Here is a 17,642-nt window from a genome sequence, read left to right as displayed (position 1 = left end):
TATTGTTTGTCAATCGACAAACAATAGGAGTTTACGATGAAAACCCTCAAAGGACCCTCTCTTCATCTCGCACAGTTCAGTGACGAGGTTGCCCCGTTTAACAGTTTACCGACAATAGCCCGGTGGGCCGCGGAAACCGGTTTTAAGGCATTACAAATCCCGGCCTGGGACCGTCGGCTGTTCGACGTTTCGACGGCGGCGGAAAGCCAGACCTATTGTGACGATCTTACCGGCATGCTGGCGGAACATGGCCTGGTCGTGAGTGAGCTGACCAGCCATATCTTTGGCCAGCTAATGGCGGTCCATCCGGCGTATGACAGCCTGTGCGACAGCTTCGCGCCGCCGGAAATACACGGCAACCCGCAAGCACGCGGCGAGTGGGCACGGCAACAGCTGCTGATGGCGGTGAAGGCTTCCGCCCGGCTTGGTCTCAGCGATCTGGGGACATTCTCAGGCTCGCTGGCATGGCCTTATCTGTTCCCGTTCCCGCAGCGCCCGGAAGGGTTAATTGAAACCGCTTTTGACGAGCTGGCCAGACGCTGGATGCCGGTGCTCAACGCCTGCGACGAACATGGCATTAACCTGTGCTATGAAATTCATCCGAGTGAAGATCTGCACGATGGCGTGACGTTTGAAATGTTTTATCAGCGGGTGAAGGCGCATCCACGCTGCCGGATACTTTTTGACCCGAGCCACATGGTGCTTCAGCAGCTTAACTATCTGGAATTTATTGATATATATAAGGACGTTATCAGCATGTTTCACGTCAAAGATGCTGAATTTAATCCAACCGGTCGTCAGGGGATTTATGGTGGGTATCAGTCATGGCTCGAACGCGCAGGGCGTTTTCGCTCACTGGGCGACGGTCAGGTTGATTTCAGGGCTATTTTCTCGAAGCTGACCCAATACGATTATGCTGGCTGGGCAACCCTGGAGTGGGAATGCTGTCTGAAAAACCCGCAGGACGGTGCCAGAGAAGGGGCAGCGTTCATCCGCGACCACATTATACACATCACCGATAAAGTCTTCGATGACTTCGCCGGTGCTCCGGTCAATGCTCAGCAAATCAACGCATTACTCGGCATTCGCTAAACCGTCACATCACAGGGAATTCTTATGGAACAGCAATATGATGGGATCCTGAATCAGGATCTCAGGGCAGAACATGTCTATACGAAAGTGGATGGACAACGTATTCACTGCGTCGTAGCGGGCAAAGGTCATCCGGTCCTGCTGATACCCGGTTGGCCTCAAACCTGGTATACGTGGCGCTACGTCATGCAGGCGCTGGCGCAGGCGGGGTTTCAGGCGATAGCGGTTGATCCACCCGGCATCGGGGATTCCGATAAACCGCGCGACGGCTATGACACCGGACGCGTTGGCGCCATCCTGCATACACTGATGGCGCAACTGGGGCATTCACAGTACCGCATAGTGGGCCACGATATTGGCATGTGGGTTGGTTACGCCATGGCAAGCGATTTTCCTGATGCGGTGGAGCGTCTTGTGCTGACCGAAGCGGTTATCCCAGGCCTGGCTCCTCCGCCGCCGATTTTCGTCGCACCGGAAGAGAACATTTTTCTTTGGCATTTCATGTTTAATCAGCTGGCGGATTTACCCGAAACCCTGACCTGCGGGCGTGAATCACACTATCTCAGCTTTATTTTCGACCGCTGGGCACATCGCCGGGAGCGGGTGGCTGCTCAGGTGTATATCGACGCCTATTCGACACCGGGAGGACTGCGTGCAGGCTTTGACTATTATCGTGCGATCCCGGAAACCATCAGGCAAAACCAGCTCCGCGCGCAAACGCCTTTAACCATGCCGGTACTGACGGTGGGAGCGGAACATGCGACGCGCGATGCGCCGCTGACAACCCTGCAGGGTAATGCCCTGGATCTACGGGGCGAGACGGTGGCTGACTGCGGGCATTTTATTACCGAAGAGTGCTATGAGGCGTTTATTGGGCTGATTGTACCCTTTCTCTCAGAGGACACCGATCGTGCCGCTTGATAAACACATTGCTGACTTTCTGGCTGCATCATCGGGCGCGCCACAGCCAGCGTCGTTAGCCGACCTGCGTGTCGCCACCGACGTGGGTTTGTTGCGGCTACAGGGCGAGGAGGAAACCGGTGACGCCATTCAACATTACGTTGTTATCGCCGATGATGGCTACGCTATCGGCCTTCGCGCCTATACGCCTGCTGCCTCAAACGCAGATATCGCGCAGCCTGCAATGCTGTTTGCTCACGGCGGCGGATGGTGTCTGGGGTCGCTGTCGCTGTACGATCGGCCCTGTCAGGCACTGGCTAATGCTACTGGCCGGAAAATACTCTCCGTGGATTACCGTCTGGCGCCGGAGTTCCCCTTTCCAAGACCGTTAGAAGATGTTTATCAGGCACTGTGCTGGGCCAGTGAACAGGCCGCAGCTCTGGGGATAGATGCGACCCGTCTGGCGGTGGGCGGTGACAGTGCAGGCGGTAATCTTGCTGCCGCGGCAACGCTGCTGGCCCGGGATCGCGGCGGACCTCATATAGAGCATCAGTTGCTGCTCTACCCGGCGTTAAGTCGCGAGATGTCGACCGAAAGCTATTGTGAATTTGCTGAAGGTTATTTTTTAACGCGTGATGCGATGGCGTTTTGCTGGGAACATTATCTGGGAGACCGTCGTCATCCCTGTGCCGAACCGCTGCATATGGCCTCGCTGAGGGGGTTACCGCCGGCAACCATCCTGAGCTGTGAATACGATCCCCTGCGCGATGAGGCTGAAGCGTATGCGCGGCGGCTTGACGAGGCGGGGGTACCAGTACGCTGCGAACGGCTGCCGGGCATGGTGCACGCCTGCATTCATATGACTGGGTTAACGCCAGCCGTGCGTCGGTTGTTCGAACGTGCGCGTATCTGATTCAGACAACACAAAAAACCCAGCGCGATCGCTGGGTTTATTATTCATATTGGTTCACAAGGTAGAACACCCTATCAGTGCGTCGCTTCACCAATCAGCGCGCCCGTGCCCGCACCAACGGCCGCACCTTTCAGCACGCTATTGCCCGTCACCGCAGCCGCACCCGCGCCAACGACGGCACCCACGGCACCGCCCTTACGTGCGTCTTTGCCTTTTTCGCCTTTTTTGAACATCGCCCCCGTACCTGCGCCCACCACGGCACCGCCCACGGTCGATTTCAGATCTTTGCCCGTGGCTGCGCCAATGGCAGCGCCTGCTACCGCGCCGGCAGCGGTTTTGTCGATGGCCATTCCAGAGGTGGAAAACATGAGGGCGCTGATAACCAGCGTTGTTTTAATAAGTTTCATAACAGATCCTTTGTGACTGCTGTCGGTTGATACGTCGTTTCTCGCGCTGAGGGGAGAAAAACGTCCAGATAGTGCCAGCAATACCGACTCAACCTTTAGGCGAATCATGCCCTGGGTAAGGATCCCGGTTGCCGGGCGGGGCTCCGCCCGGCGGAACGTTACGCCTGACGCTTGTCTTCCGTATTGGTTTCGAAGTCGCTCGCCGCGTGGCGTTCGTGGAGCTGCTCGTTCAGCTCGCCGCTGGTGCGGTTAACGATGCGACCGCGCTTAACCGCATGGCGGTTCGCCACGTCCTTCGCCCAGCGCTGGACGTTGGTATACTTTTCGGCGTCCAGGAACTCGGCGGCGTTATAGACACTGCCCAGCGCCACGCAGCCGAACCACGGCCAGATCGCCATATCCGCGATGGTGTACTCCTCACCCGCGACGTAGCGACCGCGCGCCAGCTGTTTATCCAGCACGTCGAACAGGCGCTTGGCTTCCATGGTGAAGCGGTCAATTGCGTACTCGATTTTTACCGGCGCATAGTTGTAGAAGTGGCCAAAGCCGCCGCCGAGGAACGGCGCCGCACCCTGCAGCCAGAAGAGCCAGTTCAGGGTTTCGGTGCGTCCCGCCGGGTCTTTCGGCAGGAAGTGACCAAATTTCTCTGCCAGATAAAGCAGAATATTGCCGGATTCAAAGACGCGTGTTGGCGGGTTCGTGGAGTGGTCACGCAGCGCCGGAATTTTCGAGTTCGGGTTCACCTCTACAAACCCGCTGGAGAACTGATCGCCCTCACCGATGCGGATCAACCACGCGTCATACTCCGCGCCCGTCACGCCCAGCGCAAGCAGCTCTTCGAGCATGATCGTCACCTTCTGGCCGTTCGGTGTCCCGAGAGAGTAAAGCTGCAGCGGGTGGGAGCCCACGGGCAGATCTTTCTCATGCGTTGCACCGGAAATTGGGCGGTTAATGTTGGCGAATGCGCCGCCGCCGTTCTTTTTCCATTCCCACACTTTGGGTGGCTGATACGTGTTGTCTGACATGTTGGCCTGCCTTTTGAGTGATGTGTTGAGGGAGTTTAGCAGGAGATGAAGCGACCGTTTAACGATGTGAGCGCAACGGTCAGTGTAGGTGTATGATAAATCCTCCTCTGTCAGGTTAATTACAACGTGCAGACGACGACAACCCTTAAAAAATTGCCGCCTGCCTGTTTTAGGTTGGATACATGCGTAAAGGAACGTTAAGCAGTGATGCGCCATTTGGGACATTGTTAGGCTATGCGCCCGGTGGCGTGGCGATTTACTCTTCAAATTACGGCAGTCTGGATCCGCGCAAATACCCCGAAGACGCGGATTTTCGCAGCTATATCGGCAACGAATACATGGGCCACAAGTGGCAGTGTGTTGAGTTTGCCCGCCGTTTCCTGTTTCTCAACTATGGCTTCGTGTTTACCGACGTCGGCATGGCGTGGGAGATCTTTTCCCTGCGCTTTTTACGCCAGGTGGTGAACGATAACATTCTGCCCCTTCAGGCTTTTGCCAATGGCTCAAAACGCGCGCCGCGCGCGGGCGCGCTGCTGATCTGGCAAAAGGGCGGAGAGTTTCACGAGACCGGCCACGTGGCGGTGATTACCCAGCTTCTGGACGATAAGGTGCGTATTGCGGAGCAGAACGTGATTCACTCCCCACTGCCGCTCGGGCAGCAGTGGACGCGGGAGCTGCGCATGACCGTGGAAAACGGCTGCTACACCCTCCATGACACCTTCAGCGATACCGAAATTCTCGGCTGGATGATCCAGACGGATGACACGGAGCACAGCATTCCCCAGCCTGAACCTGACGGCGAACTGCTGAAAATCCGCGGCGCGCGGCTGAAAAACAAACGTCAGTTCGACGGGAAATGGCTCAACGAGGACGATGCGCTTCAGCAGGCGTATATCCGCGCGAACGGTCATGTAATCAACAAAGATCCCTGCCAGTATTTCACCATCACCGAAAGCGCCGAGCAGGAGCTGATCAAGGCCACCAACGAACTGCATCTGATGTACCTGCACGCCACCGACAAAGTGCTGAAAGACGACAGCCTGCTGGCGCTGTTCGACATCCCGAAAATCCTCTGGCCGCGCCTGCGCCTCTCCTGGCAGTGGCGTCGCCACCATATGATCACCGGTCGTATGGATTTCTGTATGGATGAGCGCGGCATTAAGGTTTACGAATACAACGCCGACTCCGCGTCCTGTCACACTGAAGGCGGGCTCATTCTTGAAGAGTGGGTGAAAAACGGCTATCGCGGCAACGGGCATAACCCGGCAGAAGGGCTGCTGGAAGAGCTTACCGGCGCATGGAAGCACAGCCACGCGCGGCCGTTCGTCCACATCATGCAGGACAACGATGTGGAAGAGGACTATCACGCGCTCTTTATTCAGCGTTCGCTGATACAGGCCGGGTTCGAGACTAAAATCCTGCACGGGCTGGGCGCGCTGAGCTGGGATGCCGCCGGGCAGCTGATTGACGACGAGGGCCGCCACGTCAACTGCGTGTGGAAAACCTGGGCGTGGGAAACGGCGATAGAGCAGATCCGCGAGGTGAGCGAAACCGAATACGCCGCCGTGCCGATCCGCACCGGACATCCTGAGGGCGAGGTGCGCCTGATTGATGTTCTGCTGCGCCCGGAGGTGCTGGTCTTCGAACCGCTGTGGACCGTTATTCCCGGTAACAAAGCGATTCTTCCGGTACTGTGGCAGCTGTTCCCGAACCACCGCTACCTGCTCGATACCGATTTTGAGGTTAACGACCTGCTGAAGCAGACCGGATACGCCGTTAAGCCGATTGCCGGCCGCTGCGGCAGCAATATCGATCTCATCAGCGCCCAGGACGAGCTGCTGGATAAATCCAGCGGCAAGTTTGTTGACCGTAAAAACATCTACCAGCAGCTGTGGTGTCTGCCGAACGTCGACGGCAAGTACATTCAGGTCTGCACTTTTACCGTGGGCGGAAACTACGGCGGGACCTGCCTGCGCGGCGACGATTCGCTGGTGGTGAAAAAAGAGAGCGATATCGAGCCGCTGATTGTGGTGAAGGATTAATAGGTTGCAGAGGGGGAGGGAACCCCAGAAAGCAAAAAAACAGCCCGTAGGCTGGTTTTTCTATACAAGCAGCGGGATGCATACATGCTGTTAAGCACAGATAGAGTACAACTGAGCCCTGATTACGTGCAATGCGCACGCCAGCAGGTTACGCAGGGCGTGTTATCTGCAGCCGCAAATAGTGCGGTCATTCGTTCCAGGGAGTTGTTGCCCGTAAGACTGTTGAGATGTACCGGCCAGCGTGGCTCACCGCGAGTACCGCCCCAGGCGTTGAATAGCATTTTCAAATTACAACAAACAATTAACATCAGCAGTATTTTGTATACATAACCTTATTTCAGATTATGTTAATGCATAAGCAAAATAAAATGGAAAATATTAAACAATGTACTAAAGTTGCATCATAACCTTGATTTAATCAATGTTATTGCTCAATCACTGGTGTACTATTATCTTTGTGTCAAGGGCAAGGAGAATTTTTAAAAGTGGCAACTCATATAAGCGATAATAATGAATTTGATCATAAGTATAGTTTTGTTATGAAAACTAAACCTATGAAATCAATTGACTCATTATTCGTGGCTCTTTTGCCATACAGCCAAAAAATAATAATTCCAAAAAATAAAAATTACAAGCTAAATGAAGAAAAAGGGAGTAAAGGGGTTATATTGTTCGCTGAGGGTATTGCTACGCTGACATATGCTAGTAGCGGACTTTATTCCTCTACCGTTTATCCGCCATCGATCCTGGGCCTTGTTCATGGTTATTCCTCATTTTATGAGATTCCAAACACATTATCTCAAGAGGTTAATTTATGTGCCGAAACGGATATCACTTTATTTTTTGTACAACTTCAGGATTTTGTTGCCGCAATAGATGCACAAAACCTTTGGCACGATGTGGCCAGAATTCTGGCACATCGTCTTATGCTCATGATAGATAGAGAATCTGAGAATTTAAAAAACAATTCTTACCTTAAAATTAAAAACATAATACTCGAGGTATGGTCTTATCCTGAAGAATATAGAACTAACATTAATCTACCTTCTTTTATACAAAAAAGAACGGGGCTTTCCAGAAGCCGAATTATGAAAATCCTTATGGATCTTAAAAAAGGAGAATATATCACAATCAATTCAGGTAAATTGACTTCAGTATCTAAGTTACCGGGTGCGTATTGAAGAATAAAAAACCACCTGCGATGAGGTGGTTTTTTATTCTGGGAAGATAATAATAAATATAAATATCTATGTTATGTAATATTTATACTATTGGTAATCTAAAGTGTAAGTGACTGACGCTGTCACCGTACCGCTGCTTATTGACCCAGTGCGAATATATTGTGCGGCAAGAGGAATAACTGCACTTCCCTCAGAGGCTTGAATAACCATCCAACGCTGCCCTAGCGAAATGGGATTATCACTGTTAGATACATCAAGCAATTGAAGCCCAACACCTTTCCCCGTGCCTTTGTTTTCTATAACCGTCGGTGAATCGGCTATACTATCTCCGTTGACGGTCATATACACGCCCGTCTCAGTAGTACATGTTAAATTAATACTTTGCTCTGTACGACCAAAGGTAGAGTTGACTCCAGGCAGGTCTGACGCTGAAACGTTACCTAGAGCGAACGTTAAATCCGTTACACCCGATATACTACACGTAGATGGCAAGAGATTCCCGGTAACATTCACCGTTCCCGTTTCATATCCCGTGCCAGCATAAGCCCTGGCTAAAGTTAAAATAGACAACACACCAAATAGAGTAAACCCGATTTTTTTCATCATAGTTTCGCTTAATGTTACTCATAATCTAAGGTATAAGTCGCACTTGATGTGACAGACCCTGCGACCATATCCCCCGTTCGGATATAACGTGCCGATACTGGAATGTTAACGGTCTCGCCGGAGGAGCTACTGACTGCAACTCGGGTGCCTAGCACATAGGGCGTACCATCAGATTTTAACAGCTGAACGCCAATACCCTGGGCTGAACCATTATTTTGCAATACGCTTGCATCCGCTGAATCAGAAGACTGGGTGCCTGAAAACGTAATGCCTACCGAGGTGCCTTTACTACAGGCAAGCTGGATATTTTGCGGACTGCTTTGGCCCCATGTGCTATTCACATCAGGTAAATCACTCTTCTGTACATCATCAAGTACAATATTGATCTCTTTAGTGCTACTCACATCACAGCCGGAGGCAGCAACCGTTACTCCCGCAAGAACAATAGGTACTGTTATTAAATTAGCAGGTACGCGGTCAGGCATAATTCTCACATAACCTACTTGACCTGAGGCAGTGCCACTCGCAACGTCTCCGGCTGTCTTAACGAAATACATCTGCACAGTTGTATCAATGGTTACCGTTTCATTTGAACTTGATATCTTGGCGATACCTCCGCTCTTCGTATCACCCCCAGAAATCCAAGTGCCAGGTATGTTCTGGGTATCCGCAGAATAGGTAGAATTTAAACCAAAAGAACCGCCGAGTTGTATACCAAGGCCTTTAAGATTTGTATCAAACGTGGTCCTGTCCTGGTATGTGCCAGCAATGCTGTTATCCGAACCGATCATATAATCAAGTTCTCTGTTAGCAGAGGTATCACCTGAATATTTACACGTCACCAGACCAGTCACCTGACTGGTCGTATATGAACCGAAGCTAGCTGGAGCCCCTATGGCGATATCCGGAGGGAAAGTGACAGTTCCGCTCAAAGAAAACATTGGTATCATCGCCTCATTAGCCGTACAGGTTGCAGCGCTTGCCGCATAAGCGGGTGCAGCTAAAAAATAAATAGCAATGGCGGTCAGACAAAATAAACCTCTTCCCGCATGGATATAATTTCGCTGTTTATTTTTAATTTTCATTTGTTTACCTTTATCTTGCTTGCCAGTGGCGGTGTTTTATTTTTAATAACAAACGGCACTGACATTAATCACGCTGGAATTAGATTGATTCTCTGGTAACGCGAACTTTGCCTTACATTGGGTATTCGCCTCTTTACCCCACTGCACCAGTAAATCACCTTCCATTGGAACACCGGTCAAATAGACATCGCCACCATCACCCACAATACCTGTCACGCTATCATCCTGAATCAGGCTTACCGTCGCACCGAAAGGAATGGCTGAACCCTGATGCTGCAAACGAATTAACGCATGGGCGCCAATATGGGTATTAAATTTCGCCAGAACTACCGCCCCTTCCGTTGGGACAACATTAACAGACGAGCTGTCTACATCAGCATTCTCTGCAAGGGTACCCGTATCCAGATTGACCATGGTTCTTTTATACGGCGTAAGGTAAGGAACCACGGCGTAGCCCTGCCAGTCAGTTCTGACATCCGTGCCGTTAAGGATTTTTGTACCATCACTGCCTCGTGCGCTGACCAACGCGATGGACTGGATATCCTGGTTAAGCGCCTGCGAGAGTGTCACTCCATGCTGGTGGACAACAACTCCGCCCTGTAAGCCATAGTTAACCTGATGGCTGTCAGGATCGTAGTTATAACCCACGTTAGCTTCACCCATGCTGCCGGTATAATCCAGGTTAACGGATCCATTCGAGCCAGAATCCTCATGATTTCGATAGCCTTCCATCAGGGTATAGTTAAGATTTCCATCTTCAAGTGCTGAACCATACAGGCTTACCTGCTGTGTGGTATCACCATGACGGTTCGTATTCGTATTGTATGAGGCATAAGCACCGTGTAGCCATTTATCCAGGGGAACACTAATATTCATTGCGATTTGATGATCGTTTTCCATATCCGGCATGCTGGTAAAGTTGTAGGTAACCCCATAGCTAATTCCGGACCATGTATTGTTATAACCAACGCTTAGATTTCTTTCATAGCCATTATCGCTCCAGTAATCTTGCTGGTAGCCATTAAGATAAATTTGTCCCCAATCTTCGGGAAGGTCCTGGCTTAAAGACGCCTGCCAGCGCGAGCGTTTGTTATTGGTGAGGTTAAAATCATTATTCTCGTTTTCGTCATCAGTTAAGTCATTATTTACCTGTAGATCGGCGGCATCCTGAAAACTATAATAGCCTTTGGTGGAATACCGATATGCTGCAAGCGTCACGGTGGAGCCCGTACTCAGCACACTTTTCGAGTATTGCGCACGGTAAGATTCCCCATTTTTATGTTCGCCAGTACTTAAATCTGCAGAGGAATAGGACGTATCCACGGAAAGAGAACCAATATCCCCCAGAGTAAAGCCTAAACCAGCCAATCCGTTCTGATAATTGTCGGATAATTGAGTTCCGCCATAGATGGTCATGTCATGCGGAAGACCATAAACCGCAGTAAGCTGGCCAAACTTAGGTTCGTCACCTTCCGAGTTACTGCGGTATTCGCCGCCAGTAAATGCATATTTCAGATGACCTTCACGTTGCATAATTGCCACGCTGGAGAAAGGCTGAACAAATGTATGCTCATGGCCATCTGATTCTTTCACCGTTACAACAAGATCACCGTTAGTTGAGTTAGGATATAAATCCTTAATTTCAAATGCTCCTGGCGGAACTTGTTTTTGATAAATAACGGTGTTGTTCTGGCGGATCGTTACCGTTGCATTGCTGGTCGCAATACCATGCACCGTCGGCGCAAAGTTACGCAGGCTGTCCGGTAACATATTATCGTCAGATGTTATTTGTGCACCACGGAACGAGAACCCATCATAGACATCAGAGGGCGTTGTTGCATCGCCCATGGTCAGCATCCCATCTATTCCTGGAAGGTCTCGTTGTAAAAACGTGTTGACCGAGTCCCAATGGTTTTGGCTATCCCCGCTGTTGGTGTACCCATCAACTGAACTTTCAGGTGTCTTGGTATACGTCCAGGTACTGTAATTACGCAGACGCCATGCCCCCAGATTCAACCCGCTATGTAAACTCAGAAAATAGTTATCTTCGGTACCTGACGCATTATCATTGTTGCGCCAGGTGTTTGAACCATTGAAGTCGTATCCAAGCAATAAGGCGGGTATACCTTCATCCCAGAGTTCGGGGCTAACATAACCCTGCGCATTACTATTCACATAAGCTTGAGGGATGGTTAAGTCTAAACGCATCTGACTATAATCAAGATTTTCAGTGGCTTGAGGAATAAATTTTGGTAAGTCCTCGATTTTTTTCGCTTCGACAAGGCCATCAATATCATCGACATTCACCCCCCAATCTTTTAATAGATCGGGAGTCAACTCCGCCACCAAAAGACCGTCTTTGTTCTGCACGAAATCCAGCGATCGCGTATCTACCTGCGCATGATCAATATAAACATCAACGTGATAACTCCCTGGCAGCTGAGAGCCTGAATTAGCAAACTGACTGAGGTTAACGTTGACCTTTGGCCCGCTCGTTTCCAGAGCGGCCATATCAAATTCATCCCGGGCAAATGCGTAGTGGGTACTTTGTAAGGCCATTAACACCAAACAGGTTAATGGCCTGAATCGATATAATCTTTTTTTTGCATTTTGATTTCGTCTTGCAGCACCTAAACTCATCTGGAAACATCCCCCATGACTGGAGACGCTGCGCCATAGTCATTAATATATGACCAGGTCACTTTTCCTGATGCACCCGCCGGGATTTTATACGTATGCGTACCGCGTGGCGGAACCATTGTGAATTCAGTATTCACCAGGCTAGAACCAACATTTAACTTATAGAATGTCAAAAACCATGGTGTTGGGTTGGTTACAACTAAATCGCTACCCGATATCTTGAATGATACTGCTTTGTAATCATCAATAGTTGGATCGGCCAGACCTGCGGGACGATAATATATTTTCACCCTGTTTTTAAGAGAAAAACGCAGAACATTTTTCCCATCATCCTTTGGATCATTCGCTGGAATAGCCTTAACATCTAACCAATAAACGGTTTCTCGATCAGTAGGAAGATCACCACCAGTACGAATGACGCGTACCGCATTTTGTGCACCAGGTTCGAGGCGGAATAATGGTGGTGTAACGGTAAATGGCTGTTTACCTGTGCCTTCAGGTTGGTCACCCTTTGGTCCTTTATTATCAACAAAGCTTTGAATGAGGTATGGATATTTGTCATCTGCTCCACTTCTCACATTAATCGACGCCTCTTTCTTTTCCCCATGGTAAATTAAACGAGTGCCATTAATATTAACGCCAGCGTTAGCAGATACAGCAAACGACATACATGCCGTTAGCAAGCAATATTTTACTGACATTTTCATGCGTAAACTCTCTTAATATTAGAAATAGAAAAACCAGGGCATCCTTACCCTGTATTCATCCATGGGAAGCTTATTTTATTACTGGTAGCTGACGGTGTAGTCAGCGTGGGAAATAATAGAACCAGCAGTCGCAACATCAGCAACAGCGATCATACGAGCAGTAAATGGAATTGATGCAGATTTTGCAGTCTGATCAGCGTTCTCGGTCAGGAAGCTGGTCACATCCAGGGCAGCGTCAGGCGTTACCGTTTTCAGAGATGAGTCATACAATTGAACGCCAACGTTCTTAGCTGCATCGCTTGCGTTCGCTTCGTTGGTGAACGCGGTATTCAGCGTACTGTCTGCGTTACCGCTAAACGTAATGCTTGCTCCTGTTACTGTTTCTGGGCAAGATGTCAGATTCAGGGTGAAATTAGTCGCCGGGCCAGTATCGCCTGAAGCAGCAAGGTCTGCAGTGTTAACAGTGCCAAGGTTCAGAGTTGGATTAGTTTGATCATTGATTGCAACAGTACAGGTATCCGCAGTTACGGTCCCGGTGAAGTTAATTGTACCGTCTGCTGCATGAACCATACCCATACCAGTAGTAAATAACATTGCTACGGCTACAGCCAGTTGCTTTTTCATGTAAACCTCAAAAAAATAAAGTAGATAATTAATTCTCAAACACACAACGTTTCACGAATGAAAGTTGAATTAGCAATCCAAGCCTGTTCAATAACTTTTAATTCAGCACAAACTCGGTGTGTTCGCATTATCGCTAAATTAATCACGAAAGAACAACAGGAGGGTGTGTCCTTTTTGATACACCTTTCTATGCAAAAAAGAAACACCACTCATCGAAGGTTAATACAATGGCGGTCGGTGTCCTTTTGAGGACATTGAATGAACCTTAAATTCACGTTGTAATTGTTTTTTTATAATTAGGTTTTCTTGTTATGTTAAAATCAAATTACATTCTTTCATTTTCTTTCCTTATTGCATCCAGCGTCTTATGTCTGAATACAGCTGTTGCCTCTGTAACATTGGGCGGCACCAGGTTTATTTACCATGAATCACAGGATAGCCTTTCTATCTCCGCATATGACCGCGACAATATTCCTTATTTGGTTCAATCCTGGTTCTCGCCATATAACGAGAAAACAGATAAGAAAATCAACAGCAATTTAGCCAAAATTCCATTTGTCGTTACTCCACCGTTGTTTCGAATGAATCCTGGAGATACGAACACGATAAACATCGTAAAAACAGATACCAGCACCCTACCTCAGGATAGGGAGTCTATATTTTATTTCAATTTCAAAGCCATTCCCGGACTAGCCAAAAGTTCATCAAGTTCCCTCATGGTTTCAGTCAGTTCATCGATGAAATTGTTTTACCGCCCGGAGAAATTGACTGATGAAGAGGCCGCCAGCGCATGGGAGAAAATAGTATTCACTAAACATGGGAAATCGGTCACAATAAAAAACCCAACTCCCTATTTTGTTACCCTGCATAAATTGTCTATTGATAGTCAAGCCAACAGTTCCGTTAAAAATTTGATGGTCTCACCATTTTCTGAAAAATCAATTCCAGTCACTACATCTGTACATTCCGTAAACTGGAGCGCGTTAACCGACCAAGGGGGCATAACCTCGGAAAAATCAACAACCTTATAAAAGGCCTGCAACAAGAAATGCCTCATAGCCAACATTTATCATTTTCAGCCCTAACGCTACTGCTTTGTTCTTTAGGGGTACAGGCTGATGATTTTGTTTTTGATTCATCCGCTGTCGAAAATACCGGGCAGATTTCGGCACAAAACGTTGATATTAGCCAGTTCAATAAAAGTGACAGCCAGGGGGGGATTTACCATGTCTCCATTCGCGTCAATCAAAAGCTCATAACCACCAGCGACATTAATTTCGTGCTAGATAAAAGCGGTAAGTTACAACCTGAGATTACTGTCGCAAAAATGCATGAGTTAGGTGTTTATTTTCTTAAGCAGCAAATTAACAGTAATGAAGCTTACGCCCTCCCTGGCGAACTCAATGGGATGACGTTTTCATTTAATGAAAAGAAGCTTTTACTGGATATCAATATCCCTCAGGCCTATTTGAAAGCCGGGCCTGATGATGATCTCAGTGTTCCATCAAATCAATGGGATAACGGTATCTCCGCATTAAGTCTGAATTATGATTTTAATGGTGCCCAGAAAAGTGACTCAGGAAAAAGCTTTACCGCTGATGACCAATACATCCGACTGAATAGCGGGTTAAATATAGGGGCGTGGCGTTTACGAAATATGGGTACTGCAGATAAGCCAGCGGAAGGCTCGGTATCCTGGGAGAGCACTAAGACCTGGCTTCAGCGCGATATTCCCGCACTTCGGGGGCTATTGAGCATCGGAGATAACAGCAGCGATACCTCCCTTTTTGATGGAATTGATTATTCAGGTCTTTCTCTTGCTACCGATAGTTCAATGTACGATGACAAAGCACAAGGCTATGCGCCTGTCATTCGTGGGATAGCACGTACATCAAACGCACTGGTCGAAATTAGTCAGAATGGTAGTGTAATTTATAAGCGTTACGTATCCGCTGGTCAGTTTCTGATTAATGATTTATATCCTCAAACCGGTGGTGGACAGTTGAAGGTTAAAATCACCGAGGCGGACGGAAGCGAGCACCATTTCACGCAATCCTGGGGGACGGTTTCAGCAATGCAGCGTCAGGGTTTTCTGAAATATAGCCTTAACGCAGGTCGTACTAAAAATAGTAACGCTAAAAATGAAAATTTTAGCCAATTGACTTTTTTCTATGGTCTTCCTGCCGATATGACAGTATTTGGTGGTTCATTTTTAACAAACAGCTATCACGCATTCGATATCGGCTACGCCCTTGGCTTAGCTCAGTTTGGTTCGATCTCGGCCGACATGAAATTTATGCAGGCTCATCCATATGAAACGCTGGATACGCAAGGACAGAATTATCGCCTGCAATATGTGAAAAATGTTCCCGGCTCGGATACCGATTTATCGATGTCATGGGCATTTTCGCCAGCACCAAATTTTATTTCTTATCCTGATGCCATCACCGATTCTGATAAAGACGTTGATGAAGGCTCTATGTTCCAGAGGAATCAACTGCAGCTGTCGGTTAACCAGCCTCTTGGCGAAATCAACACGGTTATACTTTCGCTTCTTCGTACCGCGTACTGGTATAAAAATACGGAAGAAAGCGTATCGTTAACGGATAACTTTTCGATCAATAGCGCCAGCTTGAACGTCGGTTGGGCATGGACACAGGAAAGTGATGGTAGCTCCGATCAGCAGCTCTCTCTTAACGTACAAATACCATTTTCAATTTTTTCTGATGATGCATGGATTTCACTTTCTAACTTACTACAGAAACCTGGCTCGCCGACACAATCCGTAGGTCTTAACGGCAATGCCTTAGAAAACGACGCATTAAGCTGGGAGTTGAGTGCGATGAATGGTGATTCACAAACTACCTCACAAGGCTTGGCTCTTGATTATAAAGGTAGCTATGGCGAGTATCGCACGAACTACAGTCACTCTTCCCAACAGCAAAGTCTAAGCTACCAGATAAAAGGCTCTCTTGTCGGTTCTTCATATGGCTTGACGGCTGGCCAATATTTCAACCCGAATGATGCTGTTGCCCTGATTAAAGCAGAACATGCCCCTGGGCTGAAAATCGAAAATCAAACGGGCGTGACCACCGATTTCCGCGGTTATACCATCGTACCTTACCTACAACCCTACAGGCAGGACCGTATCGCAATCGGTAAAGATAAAGAAACCGATTCGGATATTGAGTTAGGGAATACCTCTGTATTTCGTGTTCCGACCGAAGGTGCCATTGTTCTCGCAGAATTCGCTCCTCATATTGGACAAAAGCTTTTGCTGACACTGGTAACGCCTGCTGGAACACCCGTACCGTTTGGTGCAACGGTCACTGCTGGTGATGAAAGTAACGAAGGTATCGTTGATGAGAATGGGAATGTCTATTTAATCGGCGCACCTGCTAAGGGTGCTATCACAGCAAAATGGGGTGATGCCAACCAGGAGTGCAAGGCGCCATATCAGATCCAAAAACAATCAAGGAAGCATCTCTATGCACTATCACTTATCTGCCGATAAAGCATCATGGCTCATTAGGTTATTCATAGTTTTTATCCTGTCATTCCCAGTGGCATCTGTGAATGCTGAATGTCGCCTGGCTGAATCGCTGAAGCTAGATTTTTCATTGCCAGACATAACCCTTTCCTCATCATCAGGGCCCGGCACCATTCTTTCTCAGAAAACAATGAGCTTAAATGATGGTTCTGATAAACAGCCATTTATTTGCAATGGCAATGGGCACCTTACGGCATTTCCTGGATTCATGAGTAAAAATGGCCAAGGGGTTTACGCAACCGGGGTAGCAGGGATTGGCTATCGTCTCTATCTTGATACTCAGCCCTTTCCCTGGAGAACAAATCTGCGGTGTGGCGGTTTTCGGTGCCGTCTGCCCTGGCCCGTCACGCCCCGTCTTACTTTCGAGTTGGTCCAGACATCATCTGTTCTTCAAATTCAAGATACGATAAAACCAGGAGTTTATGGCGTAATACGCCCAGATGGCGGCAATAAATCGGTGCTGATTTCATTACAGCATCCAGTTAGGGTGCACGGAGAATCTTGCCATATTGAAAGCAAAACGGTGAACTTCGGCGATGTGAATATTCCAGACAAAGCAAAAGTGGGTACCGTTCTGGCGACCCGGGAGTTCTCCTTATCATACTCATGCCCACTTCAGGACCATCTGGCTATGCGCTGGGAGGGAATATCAGACAAGAATGGATATTTACTTTCTTCGGTGATGAGGAAAAACAATATCGCGCTGAGCATACAGCAGCAAAATGGCACGCCAATGCCAGTCAATAAGCGGATAAAAATCGTCCCACAAACAGGTAATTTCGTATTCCTGGCAAAGCTATTGAGTACTGGAGTACCACAAGCTGGTGCTTTTAATGCCACTGCAAATCTGCATATTCTTTATCCATGATT

Annotated in this window: 15 protein-coding genes; 8 read left to right on the top strand and 7 right to left on the bottom strand. The window is 48.5% G+C overall.

Translation table 11 applies throughout. The features are described 5' to 3' along the window. Positions 1-36: 36 nt before the first annotated feature. From URZ40_RS04595 to URZ40_RS04585, 3 genes are read left to right on the top strand one after another with little or no spacing between them, the layout of a single operon-like run. A complete protein-coding gene (locus tag URZ40_RS04595; protein WP_316379932.1) occupies positions 37-1,092 on the top strand; it encodes a sugar phosphate isomerase/epimerase family protein in 1,056 nt (351 codons plus the stop codon). Between the two features lie 24 nt (positions 1,093-1,116). Then, positions 1,117-2,013 carry an alpha/beta fold hydrolase gene (locus tag URZ40_RS04590; protein WP_116342022.1) on the top strand — a complete coding sequence of 299 codons (897 nt, stop codon included), beginning with the start codon at positions 1,117-1,119 and terminating at the stop codon, positions 2,011-2,013. Next, a complete protein-coding gene (locus tag URZ40_RS04585; protein WP_320719869.1) occupies positions 2,003-2,905 on the top strand; it encodes an alpha/beta hydrolase in 903 nt (300 codons plus the stop codon). The genes URZ40_RS04590 and URZ40_RS04585 overlap by 11 nt, the downstream gene beginning before the upstream one ends. 74 nt (positions 2,906-2,979) lie before the next feature. On the opposite strand, the gene URZ40_RS04580 is transcribed toward URZ40_RS04585, so the two are convergent. Together URZ40_RS04580 and yghU are read right to left on the bottom strand one after the other, a co-directional pair. Next, positions 2,980-3,312: a YMGG-like glycine zipper-containing protein gene (locus URZ40_RS04580; protein ID WP_116342019.1), complete on the bottom strand. Its 333-nt coding sequence runs from the start codon at positions 3,310-3,312 to the stop codon at positions 2,980-2,982. Positions 3,313-3,470: 158 nt separating this feature from the next. Beyond that, positions 3,471-4,337: a glutathione-dependent disulfide-bond oxidoreductase gene (gene yghU / locus URZ40_RS04575; protein ID WP_045403966.1), complete on the bottom strand. Its 867-nt coding sequence runs from the start codon at positions 4,335-4,337 to the stop codon at positions 3,471-3,473. A gap of 182 nt (positions 4,338-4,519) precedes the next feature. On the opposite strand from yghU, the gene gss reads away from it, so the two are divergent. Beyond that, positions 4,520-6,379: a bifunctional glutathionylspermidine amidase/synthase gene (gene gss / locus URZ40_RS04570; protein WP_316379934.1), complete on the top strand. Its 1,860-nt coding sequence runs from the start codon at positions 4,520-4,522 to the stop codon at positions 6,377-6,379. Positions 6,380-6,864: 485 nt separating this feature from the next. Next, on the top strand, positions 6,865-7,560 hold the full coding sequence (locus URZ40_RS04565) for a helix-turn-helix domain-containing protein (RefSeq protein ID WP_316379935.1): 696 nt from the start codon (positions 6,865-6,867) through the stop codon (positions 7,558-7,560). 87 nt (positions 7,561-7,647) lie between these two features. Here URZ40_RS04565 and URZ40_RS04560 read toward each other — a convergent pair whose 3' ends face one another. The 5 genes from URZ40_RS04560 to URZ40_RS04540 form a co-directional block, all read right to left on the bottom strand. Continuing rightward, positions 7,648-8,166, bottom strand: a complete 519-nt coding sequence (locus URZ40_RS04560; RefSeq protein ID WP_316379936.1) for a fimbrial protein — start codon at positions 8,164-8,166, stop codon at positions 7,648-7,650. 14 nt (positions 8,167-8,180) lie between these two features. Next, positions 8,181-9,251, bottom strand: a complete 1,071-nt coding sequence (locus URZ40_RS04555) for a fimbrial protein (protein ID WP_316379937.1) — start codon at positions 9,249-9,251, stop codon at positions 8,181-8,183. A 42-nt stretch (positions 9,252-9,293) separates the two neighbouring features. After that, positions 9,294-11,891, bottom strand: a complete 2,598-nt coding sequence (locus tag URZ40_RS04550) for a fimbria/pilus outer membrane usher protein (RefSeq protein WP_320719866.1) — start codon at positions 11,889-11,891, stop codon at positions 9,294-9,296. Beyond that, on the bottom strand, positions 11,888-12,598 hold the full coding sequence (locus tag URZ40_RS04545; protein WP_316379939.1) for a molecular chaperone: 711 nt from the start codon (positions 12,596-12,598) through the stop codon (positions 11,888-11,890). The genes URZ40_RS04550 and URZ40_RS04545 overlap by 4 nt, the downstream gene beginning before the upstream one ends. 78 nt (positions 12,599-12,676) lie before the next feature. Further along, on the bottom strand, positions 12,677-13,222 hold the full coding sequence (locus URZ40_RS04540; RefSeq protein WP_316379940.1) for a fimbrial protein: 546 nt from the start codon (positions 13,220-13,222) through the stop codon (positions 12,677-12,679). A gap of 311 nt (positions 13,223-13,533) precedes the next feature. Here URZ40_RS04540 and URZ40_RS04535 point away from each other — a divergent pair, with 311 nt between their 5' ends. Genes URZ40_RS04535 through URZ40_RS04525 form a run of 3 tightly spaced genes read left to right on the top strand, consistent with a single transcriptional unit; the run spans position 13,534 to position 17,640 of the window. Then, positions 13,534-14,253, top strand: a complete 720-nt coding sequence (locus tag URZ40_RS04535) for a molecular chaperone (protein WP_316379941.1) — start codon at positions 13,534-13,536, stop codon at positions 14,251-14,253. 17 nt (positions 14,254-14,270) lie between these two features. After that, on the top strand, positions 14,271-16,736 hold the full coding sequence (locus URZ40_RS04530; protein WP_316379942.1) for a fimbria/pilus outer membrane usher protein: 2,466 nt from the start codon (positions 14,271-14,273) through the stop codon (positions 16,734-16,736). Continuing rightward, positions 16,711-17,640 (top strand): fimbrial protein, encoded by a 930-nt coding sequence (locus URZ40_RS04525; RefSeq protein ID WP_316379943.1) that lies wholly within the window; start codon positions 16,711-16,713, stop codon positions 17,638-17,640. The genes URZ40_RS04530 and URZ40_RS04525 overlap by 26 nt, the downstream gene beginning before the upstream one ends. Positions 17,641-17,642 lie beyond the last annotated feature (2 nt).

The sequence above is a fragment of the Enterobacter sp. 296B2 genome (genome assembly GCF_034106185.1).
In the GTDB taxonomy this organism is placed as follows: domain Bacteria; phylum Pseudomonadota; class Gammaproteobacteria; order Enterobacterales; family Enterobacteriaceae; genus Enterobacter; species Enterobacter cloacae_N.
The sequence above is the reverse complement of the archived record's forward strand: the minus strand, read 5'-3'. Positions and strand labels throughout refer to the sequence as shown.